Consider the following 22052-nt stretch of genomic DNA (forward strand, 5'->3'; position numbering starts at 1 on the left):
TTATCGTTTCACGAATGGCTATTATTAGATCCCGGATGCGTGGGGTTATGGCATATTGGATCACAGAGGAGTTCATTCGTTGCGGATGAGAAAGATCGGGGTGTTTTTCGGGCGGGAAGTCCGAAGAACGCCTTTTTTGCATGTGCCTGGTCGATTTTGAAGTTCTTGGCCTCAATGAATTACTGTGAGGTTGGACATTGATCATAGGATTACATATAATTAGTAGATATAAGCAAAGAGGAAAGGGCGGAGAAATATGGCTTCTGAAAGCTCATTTGATATCGTGTCCAAAATGGACATGCAGGAACTTACGAACGCGATCGACCAGACGGAACGGGAAATTGCCAATCGATTTGACTTTAAAGGGAGTAAGAGTGATCTTAAAGTCGAGAAAGACGAACTGGTTATCGTGTCTGACGACGAATATAAGCTCGGCGCTGTCATTGACATTTTGCAATCGAAAATGATCAAGAGGGGACTGCCGATCAAGAACCTCGATTACGGCAAGGTTGAGCCGGCGTCGCTTGGAACTGTAAGACAGCGCATTAAATTGAAGCAGGGCATTGATGCGGAGAATGCCAAGAAAATCAATGTCATGATCCGGGATTCCAAGCTGAAGGTGAAGAGCCAAATTCAAGGCGATCAAATTCGGGTTACCGGCAAGAGCAAGGATGATTTGCAGCAGGTGATGCAGCTTCTCCGCAAAGGCGATTTATCGCTGGATTTGCAATTTACCAACTTCAAATAAACGATGCAAAATGTTGGTCTTTCGCTGCGTACTTTACGTGGTGAGGGACCTTTACACGTTTTTGACATGCTATGTTCTTAAAGCTTATACTTGTAAGGAAAAATGGGTATATCGGTTAATTTCAATGGGGGATACTGCATATGACGGAAAAAGTGAAAATCGTAACGCTCGGTTGCGAGAAAAACCTGGTGGACTCGGAAATTATGTCAGGCCTAATCGATCAAAGAGGCTATCGTCTCGTAGAAGACCGTGAAGAGGCGACGGTTATAATCGTGAACACCTGCGGATTTATTGATGCAGCCAAGGAAGAATCGGTGAACACGATTTTGGATTTGGCTGATCTGAAGGAAACAGCGAATCTGAAGGCGCTTATTGTGTCGGGCTGCCTGACTCAGCGCTACAAGCAGGCTTTAATGGAAGAAATGCCGGAGATCGACGGTATCGTCGGAACCGGAGATTTCTATAACATCAATCAGATTGTTGATGAGGCATTGAAGGGCAAGAAGCCGATTCAAGTCGGGAATCCGGTGTTTAATTATGAGGAGGTACTGCCTCGCAAAGTATCGACGGCCAAGTACACTACATATGTGAAAATAGCGGAGGGCTGCGATAACAATTGTACCTTCTGCAGCATTCCGATTATGCGCGGGAACTTCCGCAGCCGCTCGATGGAATCGATCGTTGCTGAAGTAAAGCTGATGGCTTCACAAGGAGTGAAGGAGATCAGTCTGATCGCCCAGGATTCTACCAATTACGGAACAGATCTTTATGGTGAATACAAGCTGGCAGAGCTAATGGACAAGGTAACGGAGGTAGAAGGAATCGAATGGGTACGGCTGCACTATGCTTACCCGGGCTTTTTCACCGATGAATTGATTGAGATGATCGCAACGAATCCTAAAATATGCAAATATATCGACATGCCGCTGCAGCACAGCGAGGATGCCGTGCTCAAACGGATGCGCCGTCCCGGCCGTAATCGCGATATCCGCGAGCTGGTCGCCAAAATACGTTCCCGTATTCCGAATGTTTCATTGCGTACTTCGCTGATCGTTGGATTTCCGGGTGAAACGGAAGAGGATTTCGAGAGACTATGCGATTTCGTAAAAGAGATTAAATTTGACCGATTGGGCGTATTTACATATTCGAAGGAAGAAGATACGCCGGCCTCAAGGCTGCCGGATCAAGTGGCGGATGAGGTAAAGGAATGGCGTGCCAACACGCTGATGGAGATCCAACGGGAGGTTTCTAACCAGAATGCCGGTAAATTCGTCGGACAAGTGCTGGACGTACTGGTGGAACGTTATGACGGGCGCAGTGACGTCTATATTGGGCGTTCGCAGTTTGATGCTCCGGAAATCGACGGGGAAGTGTATGTCACCAATTGTCCCGTAGGCATTGGCGAGATAGCGAAGGTAAGGATTACACATGCTTACGAATATGATATGTCTGGGGAGGGTGTCCTTTGAACTTACCCAATCGCATAACCATTGCCAGAATTTTCATGATCCCGGTAATACTTATTTTTTTGCTGGTAGATTTCAAGTGGTGGTCTTATGAATTGTTGCTGGGTGGATATACGCTGCCGGTAAACCAGTTGATCGGGGCTATATTGTTTATTGTGGCTGCCAGTACGGACGGCATCGATGGATATATCGCCCGCAAGCATAATTTAGTTACCAATCTCGGCAAGCTGCTCGATCCGCTCGCAGACAAATTGCTGGTTGCCGCGGTGCTGGTTGCCCTGGTTTCCATGGGTGAGATCGAAGCGATCATAGCGATTATTATCATTAGCCGTGAGTTTGCTGTAACGGGTCTCAGAGAGATCGCATTGCTGGAGGGGTCGGTGATCGCGGCCAGCAAATGGGGGAAGGCCAAAACCATTGCTCAGATTATTGCGATCTCCGTGCTGCTTCTGAACAATTTTCCGTTTGAATGGCTTAGCATTCCTTTTGATGATATCGCGATTTGGATCGCTACGATAATTACGATTTATTCCGGCATTGATTATTTTGTAAAGAACAAAAAATTGCTTTCTTTCTCTAAAGGTTAATTCACTGGAATTAGATTCAAAGATTAACCCTTGGTTTAGATGATATGTGCTATGACATAAATGGCACGGCTGGATTTTGCTGCTGGAAGGAGACGTGGGAGAGATATGAAAGCCGAAATTATCGCCGTAGGTACCGAGCTTTTGCTCGGACAAATCGTGAACACGAATGCGCAGTTTTTATCTCAGGAATTGGCGTCTCTCGGAATCGATGTGTATTTTCAAACCGTTGTTGGTGACAATATGGATCGCTTGCGGCAAGCGATTCAAACCGCCGAAGCAAGAGCGGATGTTCTTATTTTCTCGGGTGGAATCGGCCCGACGCAGGATGATCTGACTAAAGAGGCCTTGGCCTCGGTTCTGGGAAGAAACCTCCATTATGACCGGATGGCGATGGATAGCATCGATCGGTTCTTTCAAGGCCGAAGCATTCCTATGACCGAGAATAATCGCCGTCAGGCGCATGCTATTGATGGATGCACGCCGCTGCCGAATGAGACGGGCCTCGCTGTAGGGAACGCCATTGCCCATAATGGGAAGTATTATATCGTTTTGCCCGGGCCCCCTAAAGAATTGATTCCTATGTTCCAAAATCAGGCGAAAACCTGGATATTGCAGCATGTGCTCACCCATGAGCAGCCGATCTACTCGAAGATGCTGAAATTCGCGGGCATCGGGGAATCGGCTCTGGAGACCCGTGTCCTTGATTTGATTGAGAAGCAAAGCGATCCGACCGTAGCCCCTTACGCCAAGGAAAGCGAGGTTGCCCTCCGCATTACGACGAAGGCCGATAGCGAAAGCGAAGCGATGGCCAAGCTGGAAACGCTGGAGAAGGAAATCAGCTCTCGGCTCGGAGATCATTTATACGCTAACGGGGATGTGCCGATTGAGAAAACGATTGTCGATATGCTGACTGAGCTGAATCTGACGATTAGCTGCGCCGAAAGCTGTACCGGCGGATTGCTTATGGAGACCATCACCTCCATTCCCGGCAGCGCCGCGGTGTTTCATGGCGGAATCGTCTGCTATTCCAACGAGATGAAGGAAAAGCTGCTTCATGTTCCCCATGATATGCTTGAGGGTGAGAATGCCCCCGGCGCCGTCAGCGCCGAGACAGCAAAGGTGCTTGCCGAGCAGGTACGCATGATTGTGGATACGGATTTCGGCTTGTCGATTACCGGTGTGGCTGGTCCCGGCTATTCCGAGCGCAAGCCCGTCGGACTCGTATATATCGCTATCTCGCGTCGCGGACAGGATACCCTTGTTCTAGAATTGAACCTGAAGGGGAACCGCGAGACGATCCGGATTCGCTCCACCAAGACGATTCTCTATCATCTTTGGAAACAGCTTAAAGAGATAGCTAATGGTGCGTAGCTGCATTTGCAAGTATCCATGCTTCGAGGTATAATGAATTCACGGAAGAACCGTAGCCTAACTGATTCGTTGCGCTGCGGTTCTTTTTTTGTTGATAGGGTGACGACCCAATTGTACTTTGGAGTACTGCAGCAGCTCTTATTTATCTAACACTGTGTTTAGATCTGAACAGACGGAAGCGAATCCCGTAGGGAGAGCGCTCTCTAAGCAGGAAATCGAAGCAAGACGCAGGAGCGTAACTCCTTAGCCTAGACACCCAAGAGTTCACCATCCAAAGATTTAATCCCTGCACCGTATGCAAGCGAATCCCACAGGGAGAGCGCCCTCCAAGCAGGAAGTCGAAGCAAGGCGCACCAGCGTATCTCCCATCACTACCAAGCAGGAGCGCCAACCAAGAGCGTGCCCGAGGCGACAAGCGGTTCTTTGCAGCTAAGTGCCTCGGGTGCTCTACCTTTACTCCTTGAGCAGCGTGTTTTTAGGTAGCTCGGGTGAACCTCAAGTAGACGTACCCGAAGGGGGAAAAGCGTTCCATGCACCCAAAGCAGAGCGCCTCCCCGAAGGGGACAGCGGGCAGGAGCGCCTCTGTGCCTCCCACGTTCCCTTAATTTGCGGGAGTCCCGAGGGCTGCAAGCCCTGCGGGGGCCCTCCCTTACAGTAAGGGAGGGTTTGGGAGGGTTGAGACCCCCGAATGTATGTTCGAAAAAATGCTTGGCAAACGTTCCAAAACAAGGTACAATTACTAATGTGAAGTCCTACGATTAATCAATTTGATAAGGATGTGAGCTAATTGTCAGATCGTCGTGCAGCGCTGGATATGGCGCTTCGTCAAATAGAAAAGCAATTCGGTAAAGGTTCGATTATGAAGCTGGGTGAGTCCACTCATATGCAGGTGGAAATTGTACCCAGTGGTTCAATAGCATTAGATATAGCTCTTGGCACAGGCGGGTTGCCGCGTGGCCGGATTATTGAAGTATATGGACCGGAATCCTCAGGTAAGACGACAGTGGCATTGCATGCCATTGCAGAAGTTCAGAAAATTGGCGGACAAGCTGCATTCATCGATGCGGAGCATGCGCTTGATCCTTCTTATGCCAGCAAGCTCGGCGTGAATATCGACGAATTGCTGCTTTCCCAGCCGGATACTGGGGAGCAGGCTCTTGAAATTGCAGAAGCACTTGTAAGAAGCGGTGCTGTAGATATTATTGTTATCGACTCTGTTGCAGCATTGGTTCCGAAAGCGGAAATTGAAGGCGAGATGGGAGATTCGCACGTGGGCTTGCAGGCAAGATTGATGTCGCAAGCGCTACGTAAACTTTCGGGAGCAATCAGCAAATCGAAGACGATTGCGATCTTTATTAACCAATTGCGCGAGAAGGTCGGCGTTATGTTTGGTAACCCGGAGACTACGCCTGGTGGACGGGCCCTGAAATTCTACTCTACAATTCGGCTTGATGTGCGTCGCATAGAAACGATCAAGATGGGTAATGACATGGTGGGTAACCGTACGCGAGTCAAGGTTGTCAAGAATAAGGTAGCCCCTCCCTTCAAGCAGGCGGAGATTGATATCATGTATGGAGAAGGTATTTCCAGAGAAGGCAGCATTATTGATATCGGCGTAGAGCATGACATCGTGGATAAGAGCGGAGCCTGGTATTCTTATTCTGGCGAGCGTCTAGGCCAAGGACGCGAGAATGCTAAGCAGTTTTTGAAGGAAAATCCACAAATCGCAGATGGGATTGAACAGAAAATTCGTGAAGCTAGCAATTTGACAACGGTCGTTCCTCAGACTTCGGCAAATGAGTTGGAGGAAGAAGCGAAAGAAGAGCAGGCGCTTTTCGACGAATAATAATCTAGGAATGATATGCGCTCTGTGGCCTGGCGAAAGCCAGGACAGAGCGCTTTTATTTTGCAAAGGTGCACTGTTAAACTTCTGGAACGAAAAGGAGAACTGCGGCAAGGAGGACTAGTCGATGAATGGTCGATTCGGCAATCGAGAGAATCAGGGGCCTTCTGGAAAGGCCGAGAGGCGTTTGAAGGAAGCACAGGGAATAGTTGATATTTCTGAAGAGCGCTTTTGGGGAAATACTAAAGAGGAATCCCTTGACGAAAAGCCAAGATTTGCGGATTTCCCAGAGGATGGGGAATTAATCATTACGATGGTAGAAGCTCTAAAGCGGCCTAAGTTCCGTTATCGGATTCATTTCGGTTCCTACCCCATTGAAGTTCATGAAGATGTCATGATTAAATATCGGATGATCAAAGGAGCTGCATTCGCCAAGTCGGACTTGGAGGAAATTATTGCTGCAGATGAGCGGCAGAGAAGTTACGGGGATGCTCTTTTGTACTTAAGCCGCAAGCCGCGCACGACTTATGAAATCGCTCTGCGCCTTGGAGAGAAGGGCTGGAGCGAGGATACGATAGGCGATGTGATTCGCAGGCTTACGCAAGAGGGTCTTGTGGATGATGCCGCATACGCTCAGGAATGGGCCAGACAGCGTGTAGGAAGTCGCGGGAAGGGGAAACTATGGGTTCGCCATGAACTGCGTCAGAAAGGCATTGCTAAGCCTTTAATTGAAGAGGCGCTGGGAGAAGTCAGCGAAGAGGATGAATATGACAGTGCCTTCCAGCTGGGGTTAAAGAAATGGAACTCCACAAAAGGTGAATTTATGGAAAGAAAACGAAAAACTGGAGCTTTTCTTATGCGTAGAGGCTACTCGGGGGGACTCGTCTCGAAAGTTGTCCGTGAGCTGGGGCGGCAGGAAGGTCAGGAAAATGCCGAGGATTGGGAAGAGGAATAGGCCCGTTGGAGGGGATGCTGTCATTTGCTTGACAATATCTTTCGTCAAATAATAAAATGTCTATATGCACAGAGTCCTTTTTTCCTTCCAAAATCATGACTCTGTACACATTCTATTCGCCAATCATGAAGGCTTATAACTTTTCAGCTCAAGGTTACGATGAGCAGCCTACCTGAATCGGCCTGTATTCGATTCTTAGTAATGATGATGAATTGAGAAAGTTAACTACAACTGCAAGTATCCCAAGGAATGCCTTGGAGGAATCAACGGGGAGGTGAACAGATGAACGCTGGAATCTGGGTCGCTCTCGTTGCAGCCGCTTTATTCTTTGGGTTCGTGATCGGATATTTTATTCGCAAATCTCTTGCAGAAGCTAAAATTTCCAGTGCGGAACACGCTGCAAGTCAAATCTTGGAAAGCGCTAAGAAAGACGCAGAAGCACTGAAGAAAGAAACAGTTCTGGAAGCTAAGGACGAAGTCCATAAAATCCGGACTGAAGCTGATAAAGACATTCGTGAACGTCGGAATGAAGTTCAACGGCAAGAAAGACGATTGTTGCAAAAGGAAGAGTCGCTGGATAAAAAATTAGAATCGCTCGAACGAAAAGAAGAGCAGGTGGCAGGCAAAGAGAAGCGAATTGAAGAAACTCAGCAGCAAATTGATCAGATTTATAAAAATCAAGTTCAGGAATTGGAGCGTATCTCCAACTTAACGATGGAGGACGCAAGAGTCATTATCCTGAACAATGTTGAGCAGGAAGTACGCCATGAAACGGCGCAGCTGATTAAAGACATCGAACAGCAGGCGAAAGAGGAAGCCGATAAGAAATCGCGCGAAATCATTACGCTGGCTATTCAACGGTGTGCGGCCGATCATGTTGCGGAAACGACGGTTTCCGTCGTAGCATTGCCTAATGAAGAGATGAAGGGACGGATTATTGGCCGGGAAGGCCGAAATATCCGTGCGCTTGAGACACTGACCGGAATCGATCTCATTATTGACGATACGCCGGAAGCGGTCATCTTGTCAGGCTTTGATCCGATTCGTCGCGAAATTGCCCGTACTGCGCTAGAGAAGCTTGTGGCAGATGGACGGATTCACCCGGCGCGGATCGAGGAAATGGTTGAGAAATCTCGTCGCGAGGTGGATGAACGGATTCGTGAGTATGGTGAGCAAGCGACCTTCGAGGTCGGGGTTCATGCGCTGCATCCGGATCTGATCAAAATTTTGGGACGTCTAAAATTCCGGACAAGCTACGGTCAGAACGTGCTGAAGCATTCGATGGAAGTTGCTTATTTGGCTGGCCTTATGGCTGGCGAATTAGGCGAAGACATCGTACTGGCGAAGCGAGCAGGGCTGCTGCATGATATCGGTAAAGCGCTGGATCATGAAGTGGAAGGATCTCATGTCGAGATCGGCGTGGAACTGGCTAAGAAGTACAAAGAGCATCCGGTGGTTATCAATAGTATTGCATCTCACCATGGCGACTGTGAGGCCACATCGGTGATTGCGATGCTGGTAGGTGCGGCTGATGCCTTGTCAGCAGCAAGACCAGGCGCTCGTCGAGAAACGCTGGAGACGTATATCCGCCGCCTCGAGAAGCTCGAAGAAATTTCGGAATCGTTCGAGGGCGTGGAGAAATCCTATGCCATTCAAGCTGGCCGTGAAGTTCGTGTCATGGTACAGCCTGATAAAATCGACGACGCAGAAGCATTCCGTCTGGCTAGAGATATCACGAAGACGATTGAGAATGAACTGGATTATCCGGGACATATCAAGGTTACTGTCATTCGCGAGACGCGGGCGGTTGAATACGCAAAGTAAAGCCAATGCTGAGAAAGTGGCCCTCCGGGGCCGCTTTTTCTCATTGCTTATGAAATAAAATCATTGATTTTAGGGAGGAACCTGTCATTAAGGTCTTATTTATCGGAGATATCGTTGGGAGTACGGGCCGTAAAGCGTTGAAAGGAACGCTTCCGCATTTGAAATCCAAATACAATCCGCATATCATCATTGCCAATGGTGAAAATGCTGCCGGGGGGCGAGGGATCACGGCAGCGATCGCCAAGGATTTTTTCGAACTCGGCGTGCACGGCCTTACGATGGGTAATCACACGTGGGATAATAAAGAGATTTTCGATTTCATCGATGACGAGCCGCGAATGGTTCGTCCTGCCAATTTTCCGCCAGGTACGCCTGGACTTGGCCATACCGTCATTAAAGCGAATGGCAAGGAGCTGGCGATCGTCAATTTAATGGGGCGAACCTTTCTGCCGGCGATTGATGACCCATTTAGAGCGGCCGACGAAATTATTGGAAAATTGGCAAAGAAGCACAAATGCATCCTCGTGGATTTTCATGCCGAGGCGACTTCGGAGAAAATTGCGATGGGCTGGCATTTGGATGGCCGGGCGTCCCTCGTCGTAGGCACGCATACGCATGTGCAAAGCAACGATGATATTATATTGCCCCAAGGAACCGCATATTTGACCGACGTAGGCATGGTAGGCTCGCGGGAAGGCATTCTGGGCATGGAGAGGGAAGCGGTATTGCGGAAATTCACGACACAGCTCCCTGTGCGTTTTCAAGTATGTGAAGGAAAATGGCATTTTCACGCCGTAGTCGTGGATATTGATGAATCTACAGGCCGCGCCAAACAAATTCAGAAAATTCGTTTATTGGAAGATGAATGGGTGATGGAGTAACTCGCTGACATCGTCAGGATACGGTCTACGGAGGACGAGTGATTGGTAAAAAGCAGGAATTTTTTCACTTCTAACGAATATCTTCTAATAGTGGAATCAAACCATTATTCCCAGGGAGGTACTTACCATGGAAGTATTAAAAGTTTCAGCAAAATCCAATCCCAACTCCGTTGCCGGTGCGCTTGCTGGAGTTCTTAGAGAGCGTGGCGCTGCTGAACTTCAGGCTATAGGAGCCGGTGCTCTGAACCAAGCCATTAAAGCGGTAGCGATTGCCCGGGGATTCGTCGCGCCAAGCGGCGTCGACTTGATTTGTATTCCGGCGTTTACTGACATTGTGATTGATGGTGAAGATCGCACAGCGATTAAACTGATCGTTGAGCCTAGATAAAATAATACATCGTCTGAATAATTAGATACCTGTTTACGAGTATGCTGCCGTAGACAGGTTTTTTGCATTTGAGGGAACGGATTGTAGAATCGTCGTTTCATTTTACGGTAGAAAGGTGTAATCAGCTAATGAAAAGCGGGGTGACGAGGTTGAACTTCAAAGTCGTCGATTTCCATTGTGATGCGCTGAGCAAAATGCGGCTCTATCCGGGGATGGACTTCAATACAGACGACCGGCTGGATGTAACGGCAGAACGCATGAAACAAGGGAATGTGATGCTGCAATGCTTTGCTATCTTTTTATCCAAGCAGTTTGGCTCTCCGAATATGGCGCATATTCTGGATCAAATAGATATTTACAATGCCCGAGTCGTTCCAAGTGGAATATATCCCATTCGCTTCGCGGAGGAGGTAGAGCAGTGGGAGTCAAATGGCGGTTTGGGCGGCTTGCTTTCGTTGGAAGGGGCTGACGGTCTGGAGGGCAATTTGCATTATTTGCAAATCTGCTTCGATTTAGGCGTACGATTTCTCGGGATAACCTGGAATCATGCCAACTGGGCAGCGGACGGCATACTGGAGCCGCGTGACGGGGGATTTACAGTTAAAGGTGTCCAGCTCGTTCATTTATGCCATCAGCTGGGAATGATGCTGGATGTCTCTCATTTGTCGCAGAAAGGCTTCTGGGAGCTTGTAGAGCTCGCTGAGGAGGCGGAGCGTCCCTTCATAGCCTCCCATTCCAATGCTTACGAGATTTGCGACCATGTAAGAAATTTGCACGATGATCAAATTCAAGCTATTATACGAATGAATGGCCGAATAGGTGTGACATTTGTCCCATGGTTTGTTCATAAGGGCGGCGCACCGTCCAGTAAACAACTGCTTCCTCATCTTGAGCATATATGTGCTTTGGGCGGTGAAAACAGCATTATGTTCGGCTCAGACTTTGATGGAATCGATGATCATCTTAGTGATTTAGATCATTGCGGACGGTATTCCGAATGGGTAGAAACGCTGCTGAAGCATTACCCAGAGCGGCTTGTACGAGGGTGGTTGTACGATAATGCAGTCTCTTTTTTGCGCACGTGGCTACCAAAAAGCCCGTAAGCGCTTTAATTAATCCAATCGTGAGATTGATATGATCGAAAACAACTATATAATAAAAGGCTCGAAAACGCTTGCTTTTTATTTGTTTGCGACATAAAATTGACATGACTCTGAAACAGAATGTTCACAATTCTGGAGACAATGAATACTGTTTCCAAGTCAACATTCTAGCTGCACTATAAATATACTAATAGTGCTATAGCGATACGATTAAAGGGGTGGGCGATCTTGATTAGTCAATTGTCTTGGAAGATCGGTGGACAGCAGGGTGAAGGCGTTGAAAGTACAGATCGAATTTTTTCGACGGCCTTAAACAGACTTGGATATTATTTATACGGGTATCGGCATTTCTCTTCCCGTATTAAAGGCGGCCATACGAATAATAAAATTCGGATCAGTACAATGCCGATTCGTGCGATTTCCGACGATTTGGACATTTTAGTCGCTTTTGACCAAGAAAGTATCGATTTGAATGCACATGAGCTTCGCAGCGGTGGCGTCATCGTAGCGGATGCTAAATTCGATCCTACTGTTCCTGATGGTGTTGACGCGACTCTGTTTGCAGTTCCAATTACGGCGATTGCGGAAGAGCTGGGTACTTCACTGATGAAGAATATGGTGGCGTCCGGAGCTTCTTGGGCGTTGCTTGGTCTACCGTTAGAAGTGTTTAACAAAGCCGTGGAAGAAGAGTTCGGCCGTAAAGGGTCGGCGATTGTTGAGAAGAATATCGAAGCGGTGAAACGCGGTGCGGATTTCGTGCTGGAGCTTGCCGGAGGCCCGATTGACAGCTTCAAATTAGGCCCGGCAGACGGCAAGGAAAAGCTGTTCATGATCGGTAACGATGCAATCGGCTTAGGGGCGGTTGCTGCAGGATGCCGCATTATGAGCGCGTACCCGATTACGCCGGCTTCCGAAATTATGGAATATTTAATTAAGAAGCTGCCGAAATTTGGCGGAACAGTGATTCAAACCGAGGATGAGATTGCGGCGATTACGATGGCAATCGGCTCGAACTACGCAGGCGTCCGGACGATGACCGCATCAGCGGGCCCTGGCTTGGCCCTGATGATGGAAGCGATCGGACTAGCCGGTATGACGGAGACGCCTGTCGTTATTGTAGATACGCAGCGCGGAGGCCCGAGTACAGGTCTTCCGACGAAGCAGGAGCAAAGTGATATAAACGCTCTGATCTACGGTACGCACGGTGAGATTCCGAAGATCGTTATTGCACCGAGCTCGATCGAGGAGTGCTTCTACGATACGATTGAAGCGTTCAACCTTGCTGATAAATACCAAGTGCCCGTTATTTTAGCGACGGACTTACAGCTTTCGCTAGGGAAGCAGTCTTGCGAGATGCTCGATTACAACAAAATCGTCATTGACCGCGGATACGTGGTGAAGGATATTCCTGATCGCGAGGACGGAAGCATGTTCAACCGCTACGCGTTTACGGAGAATGGCATATCGCCTCGGGTTCTGCCGGGCGAGAAGAACGGCATCCACCACGTGACCGGCGTAGAGCATGATGAGGCTGGCCGTCCATCGGAGAGCCCGATCAATCGGAAGAAAATGATGGATAAGCGTCTGCGCAAGCTGAACAAACTGCAAGTGACGAATCCGATCCGTTTGCAGGCTCCACATGCTGAACCGGATATTCTAGTCATCGGCATGGGTTCAACGGGCGGTACCATCGACCAGGCTCGCACTCGTCTGGATGGCGAAGGCATCAAGACGAACCATATGACCGTTCGCTTGCTGCATCCGTTCCCGGTCGAAGAAGTGCTTCCGCAAATTAAAAAAGCGAAGAAAGTACTCGTACTGGAAAATAACGCAACAGGCCAGCTGGCCAACCTGATCAAGCAAAACATCGGTTACCACGATAAAATAGTCAATGTGCTCAAATATGACGGTAATCCGTTCCTTCCTTCGGAAGTTTACAACGAATGCAAAAATGTAGCCGGGAATAAACCGCAGGAGGAGTTGGTGTAAAATGGCAACTTTCAAAGAGTTTCGCAATAAAATCAAACCGAACTGGTGTCCAGGCTGCGGAGACTTCTCCGTACAAGCTGCCATTCAACGCGCTGCGGCGAATGTAGGACTGGAGCCTGAGGGTCTGGCTGTTATTTCCGGAATCGGTTGTTCCGGCCGGATTTCCGGATATATAAACGCTTACGGACTGCATGGCATCCATGGCCGTGCGCTGCCGATTGCCCAAGGCGTGAAGCTGGCGAACCGTGATTTGACCGTCATCGCTTCCGGTGGGGACGGCGACGGCTTCGCAATTGGAATGGGTCATACCGTTCATGCGATTCGCCGGAACATCAATATCACTTATATCGTTATGGATAATCAGATTTATGGACTGACCAAAGGCCAAACTTCTCCGCGAAGCGGCGAAGGCTTCAAGACCAAGAGTACGCCTGAAGGCTCCATCGAATCGACATTGTCTCCACTTGAGGTGGCGATTGCAGCGGGAGCTACTTTCGTAGCGCAATCCTTCTCCAGCGATCTGAAGCAGCTGACCTCCTTGATTGAACAAGGCATTCAGCACGAAGGCTTCTCATTGATCAACGTATTCAGCCCGTGCGTGACATTCAACAAAGTGAACACGTACGACTGGTTCAAGGAGAACATCATCAATCTGGATACGGTTGAAGGCTATGATCATACGAATCGTCTGGCTGCAATGACGAAGCTGATGGAAACGGGAAGCATGATTACCGGCTTGATCTATCAGAACAAGCAGAAGAAGAGCTATGAGAATCTCGTACATGGTTTCTCCGAGGAGCCGCTGGCGCATCAATCGCTGGCTCTATCCCAGGCGGACTTTGACAATCTTGTTGCAGAATTTAGATAATACAGTGAAAGATGTCCTTTTTGGGAGGACATCTTTTTCTTTTTGTTTGAAATAGGTGTATAATGGGTAACGATGTTAGACATCATCGACATAGAGAAAAAACTGAGGAGTGTTTGCAAAATGAGCAAAACAGTGCCAGTCGGCGTATCAGCGCGTCATATTCATTTGACCCAAGAGCATATCGAGGCTTTGTTTGGACAAGGCTATCAGCTTACCGAGTTCAAGCCGCTGTCCCAGCCAGGACAATTCGCAGCGAATGAAACCGTTGCTGTCATCGGTTCGAAAGGTCAATTCGACAAAGTGCGTATACTTGGACCTGCACGTCCTGCTTCACAGCTTGAAATTTCCCGTACTGATTCGTTTGCGATCGGCGTAAAGGCGCCGGTTAGAGAATCTGGACATATCGAAGGTACACCAGGCATTAAAATTAAGGGACCAGCCGGCGAAGTGGAACTGAATGAAGGGGTTATCGTTGCTGCCCGTCATATTCACTTCCATACCTCGGATGCCGAGAAATGGGGCATTCAAGACAAGCAAATGCTGAAGGTTCGTTTAGGCGGCGAGCGCGGTTTAGTGCTGGAGAACGTCATTGCGCGCGTATCTGATACTTTTGCACTGGACATGCATATTGATACGGACGAAGCAAACGCAGCCGGAGCAAATAACGGCGATACAGCTGAGATCATTGACTAATTTCGTAAAATGACAAATAACGGGCGATCCCTTGAAGATATTATTCTCAGGATCGCTCGTTTTAATTTGGCGCAGGTTCGCTTTAACGGTGCTTAAATATTTTCAATCGATACCGCATGAGCGATACAAGGAATTGTCTCTCCCTGCTGATAGGATAATGGGGAGAGAAGGGCTCCGGTCGCTACGACCAGAATTTTGTTTAACTCGCGACGCTGCATCTGATTGAGCAAATGTCCATAGGTTACGACGGCCGAGCAGCCACAGCCGCTGGCTCCGGCTTGAACCTGCTGCTTGCTGTAATCATAAATCATCATCCCGCAGTCCTTATAGATTGTGCCCTCCATCGGGATGCGGTGCTCTCTGAGCAGTTCTTTGGCGATTTCATAGCCTACTTTAGAGAGATCGCCTGTAACGATCAGGTCGTAATACGAAGGCTCGATGCCCATGTCGCGAAAATGAGCCTGCATCGTATCGACGGCCGCCGGAGCCATGGCCGCCCCCATATTGAACGGATCGCTGATGCCCATATCAATGACACGGCCTATCGTGGCGGAAGTAACGGCTGGGCCGTCGCCCTCCGGGGATATAATGACCGAACCCGAGCCGGTTACGGTGTACTGGGCGGTTGGCGGCTTCTGCGAGCCGTACTCCGTTGGGTACCTGAACTGCTTCTCTACGGTGGCATTATGGCTGCAGGTACCAGCAAGCGCGTACTTAGCGCCGCCGTGATTGACGATGAATGCGGCGAGAGCGAGGCTCTCCATGGATGTGGAGCAAGCCCCGAACAACCCCAAATACGGAATGCTAAGCGTTCTGGCGGCAAAGCTGCTGCTAATAATTTGATTCATCAGATCTCCGCCGAAATAAAATTGCACCTGATCCTTCGTAAGGCCAGCCTTTTCGATTGCTAAACTGGCTGATTCCTCAATGAGCGTTTTCTCGGCCTTCTCCCAGGTTTCCTGTCCCAAATAGAGGTCTGCATGAACAATATCAAAGTCTTTGGCCAATGGCCCTTGACCTTCAAACGGACCGACGATGGTCGCCTTGCTAATAATTTTCGGTTGATTCTCGAATATCCAGCTTTGGTGGCCTTTGAGCATCTCACGAACCTCCTCCTCCTACATAGCCTGGTACAAACAGGGCATAAATGATACCGATGATAAATGCAGCTACGGTTCCAAACACGACAACGGAGCCCGCCAATTGGAACATTCCAGCGCCTACCCCGAGCACGAGACCTTCGCTTCGATGCTCTATCGCCGAGGAGGCCATCGAATTGGCAAATCCGGTAACGGGAACCGCGGTGCCGGCTCCGGCCCATTGGGCGATTTTGTCATATACGCCGAATGAGGTGAGAATGACGGCGATCAAAATCAGAACGGCTACCGTCGGGTTAGAGGCCGACTTTTCATCGAAGCCTCCATATTTCATAAAAGCCTGCCTTATGCTTTCGCCGAGCAGACAGATTCCCCCGCCGATCACAAAGGCTCGCAGGCAGTTGCTCCATACAGGCCGCTTGGGCTCTTTCGTTTGGGCCAGCTTCTGATATTTTTGCTGCACCGGGGTCATTTTTTTATTTTGACTGCTCATCTTCTGATCTCCTCCCTATTGAGACAATATCGGCTTTACGTCTTGAATGACCTGAATTAGTTGACTTGAGCAGTCGGTATACATTTGCTTAGCCTCGGCATTATCCGTAGAGAGCGCGAACATTTCCAAATCCGCTTCACACTTTTTCAGTTGGGCGAGCAGAGATGCCTTTTCCTGTGGCTCAGGTACCTGCAGCTGATCATCGTAAAGGTCGACGTATAACTGACCATAACCATCGACTTGCCCTAAAAATACGTTATCAATCGATACCCCCAGCTTTTCCAGCTCGGTATCCAGCCATGCCCGGTTTAATCCGAGCGTTGAAAGCGGTTCGTCCATTACTCGGCCATCGAGGATGACGGCTTGAGACTCGGGCTCGGGAGCTACTTTGATTCCAAGATGGGAGGGGGTAATGGGCTGATATTCGCTCTTGAGCAGTACATTAACCTCTCCGCTCGGTTCAATGGTGGCAAATTCGACTTCGGCCGCCTTGAATACATTTTTTTTACGAAGCTGCTCCAGTAGTTCTTCATTCGTCAGCTTCTCTTTCTTCAGATTGTCTTCCATTATTTTTCCATCTTTAATGAGTACGGTAGACTTGCCTTCAATCCAGTTTCTCGAGCGCTTGCTTTTTACTTGCAGTACTTCAATCCCGAAGGAAACTAGTACCCATACGACTAGTGCAACAATCCCTAAATACCAGTCCGTATCGACATCTAGAGAAATATAGGCGGTGATGCTCCCGATCGTGATCCCGGTAATATACTCAAATAGGGATAATTGGGAAACCTGCCTTTTGCCAAGCATCCGGGTCAGAAAAAACAGCACGACAACGGATACCAAAGTACGTACAATAACCTCTAACCATAACGGCATTATCGCTGCTCCTTTCACTGCTCATGAACAAACTCAATAACCAAATTATGCGCAGAACCAGTTTTTTTACTAACACAAAATTTGGTACGGCTGCAGGAGAATCTTTTGTGGGGAATTGGTGAAATTATGATGGCGAAAAGTAAAGCTATTGACTAAGGTGGTGAGTGGAAAATGACCGTAGCAGCTCAAGTGAAAACAACACTGGCATCTTTAAAAAGCGCTCAAGCTAACCTGGAGCAATTCGCCTTGAACACGCAAAACCAGGATGCTAAAAACTTGTTTACTACCGCAGCTCAGCAAACTCAGCAAATCGTGGATCAGGTGCAAACGAGAGTTCAACAGTTGGAAAATGAAGAGCCGCAGTACAAAGGCTTCTAATTGCACCTTATTTTTTGGAAAATGAGGTCAGAAAAGCCCGTTCATCAGAACGGGCTTTTTAATTTGCATTTTTTCACCCTGCCGAATGTCGCATAAGGTACTATCGTCTAGATATCACTTTAGAAGCATGTTATAATTTAGTGTAATGCTTTTTTCAAGTTTTCATGAGGACGTTTAATTTTTAGCGATAGATTGATTAAAGGAGTGGGCCGACATCATGGCTAAGGAAACGAAGGATTACTCCAAGTATTTTGATTTTTCGGACGCCAAGGTCATTTCCGAGGACGAGCGCGGGAAGAAGATCAGAATTCGCGGACGGGATATTCAAATTCTTTCGGAACCGGATCACCGCAAAGAGAAGCAGCGCGGGAAAGAGGATATTCAAGTGCTGTACGATACCGCCGTGCCTGAGGAGCTGAGAGGTCTCGGAACCGGTAAGAAATACATTATTTATACGTACGGCTGCCAGATGAATGAGCATGATACCGAGACGATGAAGGGCCTGCTGGAGGAAATGGGGTATACTCCTACGGAGGAGCGCAAGGAAGCAAATATTATATTACTGAATACCTGTGCCATTCGGGAGAATGCCGAGGATAAAGTATTCGGGGAGCTTGGTCACCTCAAGGGGCTAAAGACGGAAAATCCGGATTTGCTGCTTGGCGTTTGCGGCTGTATGTCACAGGAGGAAGGTGTCGTAAACCGTATTTTACAGAAGCACGGGTTTGTCGACATGATTTTTGGAACACATAACATTCACCGTTTGCCTTATTTGATTCAGGAAGCATTATTCAGCAAAGAGATGGTCGTTGAGGTGTGGTCCAAAGAAGGCGACATCATCGAGAATTTGCCGAAGAAGCGGGAAGGCATGCGTGCCTGGGTTAACATTATGTACGGCTGCGATAAATTTTGCACATATTGCATCGTTCCGTTCACACGGGGCAAGGAGCGCAGCCGCCGTCCGGAGGATGTCATCGCGGAGGTTCGCGATTTAGCGCGCAAGGGATTCAAGGAAATTACACTGCTCGGGCAAAACGTTAACGCCTACGGCAAAGATTTCACCGATATCGATTATACGTTTGCCAACTTGATGGATGACATCCGGCAGATCGATATTCCGCGCGTTCGCTTTACGACCTCGCATCCACGCGATTTTGATGATGCTTTGATTGAAGTGCTGGCTAAAGGCGGCAACTTGGTTGAGCATATTCATCTTCCCGTTCAATCCGGCAATACCGAAGTGCTGAAGCGGATGAGCCGTAAATATTCCAGAGAGCACTACCTGGAGCTCGTGAAGAAGATCAAGACGGCCATTCCAAATGTCGTATTGACTACGGATATTATCGTAGGTTTTCCCGGCGAGACAGAGGAGCAATTCCAAGATACGCTGTCTTTGGTTCGTGAAGTGGGCTATGACTTTGCTTATACGTTCATTTATTCACCTCGTGAAGGAACACCGGCTGCAGTCATGGAGGACAACGTTCCGATGGAGGTTAAGAAGGAGCGCCTGCAGCGTTTGAACGACGTTGTTAATGAGCATTGCCGGATGAGTAATGACCTGATGGAGGGCAAGATCGTCGAAGTCCTCGTAGAAGGCGAGAGCAAGAATAATACCGAGGTGCTGTCCGGACGGACGCGCAGCAACAAGCTGGTGCATTTTGATGGCAGCAAGGATTTGATCGGCAGCTTCGTTCAAGTGGAAATTACCGATCCGATGACATGGTATATTAAAGGAAATATCGTGCCAGAAGCGATTACTTCCGCTTAATTCATAGGATTAACTATAGGATTAGGCGTACATGGTTTGATTATGGTGGGGAGGATAGAGCCTTGGGACAAGAGCATAACCATATGACTGATTGCGGAATTCCGAAATTCGATTCCCGTGATCTCGTCATTCGAGAAGATATTATGTCAAAAGCAAAAGAGCTCGCAGAGTTGATTGGTACAAGCGATGAGGTTCAGCATTTCCAGAAGGCTGAGCGTCTGATTCAAAAGCATGAGAGAGTGCAGACGCTAATCAGCGCCATTAAGAAGAAGCAGAAGGAGATCGTTGCCTTCCAGAGCTTCCAGAATCAAGCGATGGTGGACAAGATTGAGCAGGAGATTGAGGAGCTTCAGGATGAGCTGGATGAAATTCCGGTCGTAACCGAGTTTCAGCAAAGCCAAAGCGACATCAATTATTTGCTGCAGCTCGTTATCTCGGTTATTCGGGATACGGTTTCGGAGAAGGTAAACGTCGAGTCCGGAAGCGAGCCCGCTCCGACCTCGGGGTACGGCGAGTAAGATTGTTGTAAATCTGTGCGGAGGCTTCCCCTTCGCACTTTTTTTGACGATAATATGAGAGAAGTAAAAGGTAATCATTTTGATTAATAATATGAAATATCTGCTTTAACCATTTGTTTGAATGAGGACATCTTAGGAATAATACTTCTAGAAGGGTCGGCATGATATAACCCGTACGGAAGAGGGGGGAACGATAATGGATTGGGCGGATATCATGTCCCGCAGCGAGAATTCTTTTTGGGGACTGCTTGGTCTCCGGCTGTTATCGGCCGACAGCCAGCGTGTGGAAATCGGCCTCACCGCAATAGAGTCGCATCTCAACTCGATGGGCATTGTCCACGGAGGCGTACTGTCCTCGATGATGGATCAGGCGATGGGAACGCTCGTAACGGCTGCGAAGGGCGGCCGGGAAGGGGTAACCACCCATTTGAACATCAACTTTCTTAGTCCGATGTCCATGGGCGAATTGATCGCGACAGCTTATCCGCTGCATGAAACATACCGTACAATGACTTTACGATCCGAAGTGCGCAATAGTGATGGAATACTGGGATGTATCTCGACAGCCACATTTCGTCTGCCGAAGGATAAGAGGAATGGCGATGCGCATGAAGGCTAGAACGCTATAATGGAATACAAGGGAATGTTGCACAGTGATCCGCTGCGTAACGTTATCATATGATTAATGTGGTGATTCATGATGAGTATGGAACAAGAACAGGATCAGGGACAGCATCAATACAATGCTAAGAAATACCGAACACCGGACGGAATTCCTGCAGATATAGTCATGTTTACACTAGCCAAGCAGGAGCGAAAGGCAGCAACGAAGTCGCTTCCGAGGTTTGATTTGAAAGTGATGCTCATTCGCCGTAGAAGCTGGCCGTTCGCCGGGGCTTGGGCACTCCCGGGGGGGTTCTCGCAAGAGGATGAATCCTTATATGAGACGGCGCGCAGAGAGCTGAAGGAAGAGACCGGAGTAGACGGTCACCATTTAGAGTATCTTGGCGTGTACAGTAAACCGGGACGCGATCCGCGCGGCTGGATCATATCACACGCTTTCTTTGCGCTTGTCGAGGAATGGGTGCTCGAGAAACGCCAATCCGCTGATGACGCTCAGGAGGTTGGATTGTTTACGGTGAAGGAGGCGCTGGAGGAATTGCATTTGGCGTTTGACCATCGTGAAATTTTAGAGGATGCATACAAAAGAATTCAGCAGCAGATGCTTCATACTACGATTGCGAAGCAGTTTTTGCCGCCTCATTTTACCCTCGGCGAGCTGTATCAGGTCATTCAGACGGTTGTACCGGATTTTGCCGAGTTGAATTTCATCCGAAAAATAACGTCTACTCGCAGCAGGCAAGGAATTCTGGAAGAAGTACATGATGAGAACGGCATACCTATGCTGTCCAATCAATATTCGCAGCGTCCTGCTCAACTGTATCGTTTCACGGATTACACCCCGAGATTGTCCATTTATACTTAAACTTCAATTATTTCTAAACTGCCGCTTTCAGTTTTTTGTTAACACGGTTAACTATTAGTCTGACTGAATTCGTTTCATTGTTGATTCCATGTTCATAGTGGCTTAAAGATTAAAAAAGAAGGGCTGGGTGAAGCTGGATGAAAGCACTGCTTGTTGTGGATTATACGAAGGATTTTGTAGATGGAAAGCTGCCTGTAGGCGAGCCGGCGATCAAGCTGGAATCGGCCATTTGCCAAATCACGGAGCAATATGCGCAGCGCGGCGATTTCGTTGTCATGGCGGTGGATTTGCATGAAGAGGGGGATACGCTGCATCCGGAATCCAAGCTGTTCCCTCCGCATAACATCCGCGATACGGATACGGTAAATTAGCGGAGGTCTATGAGCGTTACCAGGATCAAATTTATTGGATGGACAAGACGAGATACAGCGCTTTTTGCGGGACGGATCTCGATCAAAAATTGCGTGAACGGGGAGTTACCGAAATAGCGATCATCGGCGTTTGTACGGATATTTGTGTATTGCATACGGCTGTGGATGCCTATAATAAAGGGTACAGCATGATCATTTATGAGGATGGCGTAGCCAGCTTCAATCCGGAAGGCCATGCATGGGCACTCGGACATTTCCGTGCTACTTTGGGTGCAAATGTGACAATCAGCCGATAAACTTCAGTGCCTGTGCATTTGTGCAGTTGCGACACCAGAGAGGATGAAAGACA

Annotated in this window: 21 protein-coding genes and 1 pseudogene; 19 read left to right on the forward strand and 3 right to left on the reverse strand. The window is 48.4% G+C overall.

Annotation, left to right across the window (positions count from 1 at the left end; all coding sequences use genetic code 11):
- The first annotated feature begins 256 nt into the window (after positions 1-256).
- The 13 genes from ACE3MQ_RS20425 to pduL all read left to right on the forward strand — a co-directional run bounded on the left by ACE3MQ_RS20425 (position 257) and on the right by pduL (position 14716).
- Entirely contained in the window at positions 257-748 is a 492-nt protein-coding gene (locus ACE3MQ_RS20425; RefSeq protein WP_379396095.1) for a YajQ family cyclic di-GMP-binding protein, read from the forward strand.
- A gap of 140 nt (positions 749-888) precedes the next feature.
- A complete protein-coding gene (rimO, locus tag ACE3MQ_RS20430) occupies positions 889-2217 on the forward strand; it encodes a 30S ribosomal protein S12 methylthiotransferase RimO (protein ID WP_379396097.1) in 1329 nt (442 codons plus the stop codon).
- On the forward strand, positions 2214-2801 hold the full coding sequence (pgsA, locus tag ACE3MQ_RS20435; protein ID WP_379396099.1) for a CDP-diacylglycerol--glycerol-3-phosphate 3-phosphatidyltransferase: 588 nt from the start codon (positions 2214-2216) through the stop codon (positions 2799-2801). The genes rimO and pgsA overlap by 4 nt, the downstream gene beginning before the upstream one ends.
- A gap of 105 nt (positions 2802-2906) precedes the next feature.
- A complete protein-coding gene (locus ACE3MQ_RS20440; RefSeq protein ID WP_379396101.1) occupies positions 2907-4172 on the forward strand; it encodes a competence/damage-inducible protein A in 1266 nt (421 codons plus the stop codon).
- Between the two features lie 787 nt (positions 4173-4959).
- On the forward strand, positions 4960-6018 hold the full coding sequence (gene recA / locus ACE3MQ_RS20445; RefSeq protein WP_379396104.1) for a recombinase RecA: 1059 nt from the start codon (positions 4960-4962) through the stop codon (positions 6016-6018).
- A gap of 124 nt (positions 6019-6142) precedes the next feature.
- Entirely contained in the window at positions 6143-6970 is an 828-nt protein-coding gene (locus ACE3MQ_RS20450) for a regulatory protein RecX (RefSeq protein WP_379396106.1), read from the forward strand.
- A gap of 282 nt (positions 6971-7252) precedes the next feature.
- Entirely contained in the window at positions 7253-8794 is a 1542-nt protein-coding gene (gene rny / locus ACE3MQ_RS20455; RefSeq protein ID WP_379396108.1) for a ribonuclease Y, read from the forward strand.
- An 86-nt stretch (positions 8795-8880) separates the two neighbouring features.
- Positions 8881-9675 carry a TIGR00282 family metallophosphoesterase gene (locus tag ACE3MQ_RS20460; protein ID WP_379396281.1) on the forward strand — a complete coding sequence of 265 codons (795 nt, stop codon included), beginning with the start codon at positions 8881-8883 and terminating at the stop codon, positions 9673-9675.
- Between the two features lie 127 nt (positions 9676-9802).
- The gene (locus ACE3MQ_RS20465; protein ID WP_006286829.1) at positions 9803-10063 is read left to right on the forward strand and encodes a stage V sporulation protein S; all 261 of its coding nucleotides are present in this window, start codon (positions 9803-9805) and stop codon (positions 10061-10063) included.
- A 128-nt stretch (positions 10064-10191) separates the two neighbouring features.
- Positions 10192-11166 carry a dipeptidase gene (locus tag ACE3MQ_RS20470; RefSeq protein ID WP_379396110.1) on the forward strand — a complete coding sequence of 325 codons (975 nt, stop codon included), beginning with the start codon at positions 10192-10194 and terminating at the stop codon, positions 11164-11166.
- A 228-nt stretch (positions 11167-11394) separates the two neighbouring features.
- On the forward strand, positions 11395-13155 hold the full coding sequence (locus ACE3MQ_RS20475; RefSeq protein WP_379396112.1) for a 2-oxoacid:acceptor oxidoreductase subunit alpha: 1761 nt from the start codon (positions 11395-11397) through the stop codon (positions 13153-13155).
- A gap of 1 nt (position 13156) precedes the next feature.
- Positions 13157-14023: a 2-oxoacid:ferredoxin oxidoreductase subunit beta gene (locus tag ACE3MQ_RS20480; protein ID WP_379396114.1), complete on the forward strand. Its 867-nt coding sequence runs from the start codon at positions 13157-13159 to the stop codon at positions 14021-14023.
- Between the two features lie 120 nt (positions 14024-14143).
- Entirely contained in the window at positions 14144-14716 is a 573-nt protein-coding gene (pduL, locus tag ACE3MQ_RS20485) for a phosphate propanoyltransferase (RefSeq protein WP_379396116.1), read from the forward strand.
- A 92-nt stretch (positions 14717-14808) separates the two neighbouring features.
- Here pduL and spoVAD read toward each other — a convergent pair whose 3' ends face one another.
- The 3 genes from spoVAD to ACE3MQ_RS20500 are packed head-to-tail and all read right to left on the reverse strand — an operon-like array spanning position 14809 to position 17182.
- The gene (gene spoVAD, locus ACE3MQ_RS20490) at positions 14809-15816 is read right to left on the reverse strand and encodes a stage V sporulation protein AD (protein ID WP_379396118.1); all 1008 of its coding nucleotides are present in this window, start codon (positions 15814-15816) and stop codon (positions 14809-14811) included.
- A 1-nt stretch (position 15817) separates the two neighbouring features.
- Positions 15818-16306, reverse strand: coding sequence for a stage V sporulation protein AC (gene spoVAC, locus ACE3MQ_RS20495; RefSeq protein ID WP_379396120.1), 489 nt, complete (start codon positions 16304-16306; stop codon positions 15818-15820).
- A gap of 15 nt (positions 16307-16321) precedes the next feature.
- Positions 16322-17182 carry a DUF421 domain-containing protein gene (locus ACE3MQ_RS20500; RefSeq protein ID WP_379396122.1) on the reverse strand — a complete coding sequence of 287 codons (861 nt, stop codon included), beginning with the start codon at positions 17180-17182 and terminating at the stop codon, positions 16322-16324.
- A 171-nt stretch (positions 17183-17353) separates the two neighbouring features.
- Here ACE3MQ_RS20500 and ACE3MQ_RS20505 point away from each other — a divergent pair, with 171 nt between their 5' ends.
- The 6 genes and pseudogenes from ACE3MQ_RS20505 (at position 17354) to ACE3MQ_RS20530 (ending at position 21999) form a co-directional block, all read left to right on the forward strand.
- Positions 17354-17560, forward strand: coding sequence for a DUF1657 domain-containing protein (locus ACE3MQ_RS20505; protein ID WP_379396124.1), 207 nt, complete (start codon positions 17354-17356; stop codon positions 17558-17560).
- Between the two features lie 217 nt (positions 17561-17777).
- Entirely contained in the window at positions 17778-19328 is a 1551-nt protein-coding gene (gene miaB / locus ACE3MQ_RS20510) for a tRNA (N6-isopentenyl adenosine(37)-C2)-methylthiotransferase MiaB (protein ID WP_379396126.1), read from the forward strand.
- Positions 19329-19411: 83 nt separating this feature from the next.
- Entirely contained in the window at positions 19412-19846 is a 435-nt protein-coding gene (locus ACE3MQ_RS20515) for a YlbF/YmcA family competence regulator (RefSeq protein WP_379396283.1), read from the forward strand.
- Between the two features lie 196 nt (positions 19847-20042).
- Complete coding sequence (locus tag ACE3MQ_RS20520) at positions 20043-20465, forward strand: PaaI family thioesterase (protein WP_379396128.1); 423 nt, start codon at positions 20043-20045, stop codon at positions 20463-20465.
- A gap of 81 nt (positions 20466-20546) precedes the next feature.
- Complete coding sequence (locus tag ACE3MQ_RS20525) at positions 20547-21332, forward strand: NUDIX domain-containing protein (RefSeq protein WP_379396130.1); 786 nt, start codon at positions 20547-20549, stop codon at positions 21330-21332.
- Positions 21333-21469: 137 nt separating this feature from the next.
- Positions 21470-21999 (forward strand): annotated as a pseudogene (locus ACE3MQ_RS20530) (cysteine hydrolase family protein).
- Positions 22000-22052 lie beyond the last annotated feature (53 nt).

This window comes from Paenibacillus lentus, assembly GCF_042714055.1.
Classification (GTDB): Bacteria; Bacillota; Bacilli; order Paenibacillales; family Paenibacillaceae; genus Fontibacillus; species Fontibacillus lentus_A.

Excerpts from the sequence above, each read along its gene's own strand:
- ACE3MQ_RS20425 (WP_379396095.1), top strand. The coding sequence starts at position 257 with ATGGCTTCTGAAAGCTCATTTGATATCGTGTCCAAAATGGACATGCAG.
- rimO (WP_379396097.1), top strand. The coding sequence starts at position 889 with ATGACGGAAAAAGTGAAAATCGTAACGCTCGGTTGCGAGAAAAACCTG.
- ACE3MQ_RS20440 (WP_379396101.1), top strand. The coding sequence starts at position 2,907 with ATGAAAGCCGAAATTATCGCCGTAGGTACCGAGCTTTTGCTCGGACAA.
- ACE3MQ_RS20450 (WP_379396106.1), top strand. The coding sequence starts at position 6,143 with ATGAATGGTCGATTCGGCAATCGAGAGAATCAGGGGCCTTCTGGAAAG.
- rny (WP_379396108.1), top strand. The coding sequence starts at position 7,253 with ATGAACGCTGGAATCTGGGTCGCTCTCGTTGCAGCCGCTTTATTCTTT.
- ACE3MQ_RS20465 (WP_006286829.1), top strand. The coding sequence starts at position 9,803 with ATGGAAGTATTAAAAGTTTCAGCAAAATCCAATCCCAACTCCGTTGCC.
- ACE3MQ_RS20470 (WP_379396110.1), top strand. The coding sequence starts at position 10,192 with ATGAAAAGCGGGGTGACGAGGTTGAACTTCAAAGTCGTCGATTTCCAT.
- ACE3MQ_RS20480 (WP_379396114.1), top strand. The coding sequence starts at position 13,157 with ATGGCAACTTTCAAAGAGTTTCGCAATAAAATCAAACCGAACTGGTGT.
- pduL (WP_379396116.1), top strand. The coding sequence starts at position 14,144 with ATGAGCAAAACAGTGCCAGTCGGCGTATCAGCGCGTCATATTCATTTG.
- spoVAD (WP_379396118.1), bottom strand. The coding sequence starts at position 15,816 with ATGCTCAAAGGCCACCAAAGCTGGATATTCGAGAATCAACCGAAAATT.
- spoVAC (WP_379396120.1), bottom strand. The coding sequence starts at position 16,306 with ATGAGCAGTCAAAATAAAAAAATGACCCCGGTGCAGCAAAAATATCAG.
- ACE3MQ_RS20500 (WP_379396122.1), bottom strand. The coding sequence starts at position 17,182 with ATGCCGTTATGGTTAGAGGTTATTGTACGTACTTTGGTATCCGTTGTC.
- ACE3MQ_RS20505 (WP_379396124.1), top strand. The coding sequence starts at position 17,354 with ATGACCGTAGCAGCTCAAGTGAAAACAACACTGGCATCTTTAAAAAGC.
- miaB (WP_379396126.1), top strand. The coding sequence starts at position 17,778 with ATGGCTAAGGAAACGAAGGATTACTCCAAGTATTTTGATTTTTCGGAC.
- ACE3MQ_RS20515 (WP_379396283.1), top strand. The coding sequence starts at position 19,412 with ATGACTGATTGCGGAATTCCGAAATTCGATTCCCGTGATCTCGTCATT.
- ACE3MQ_RS20520 (WP_379396128.1), top strand. The coding sequence starts at position 20,043 with ATGGATTGGGCGGATATCATGTCCCGCAGCGAGAATTCTTTTTGGGGA.
- ACE3MQ_RS20525 (WP_379396130.1), top strand. The coding sequence starts at position 20,547 with ATGAGTATGGAACAAGAACAGGATCAGGGACAGCATCAATACAATGCT.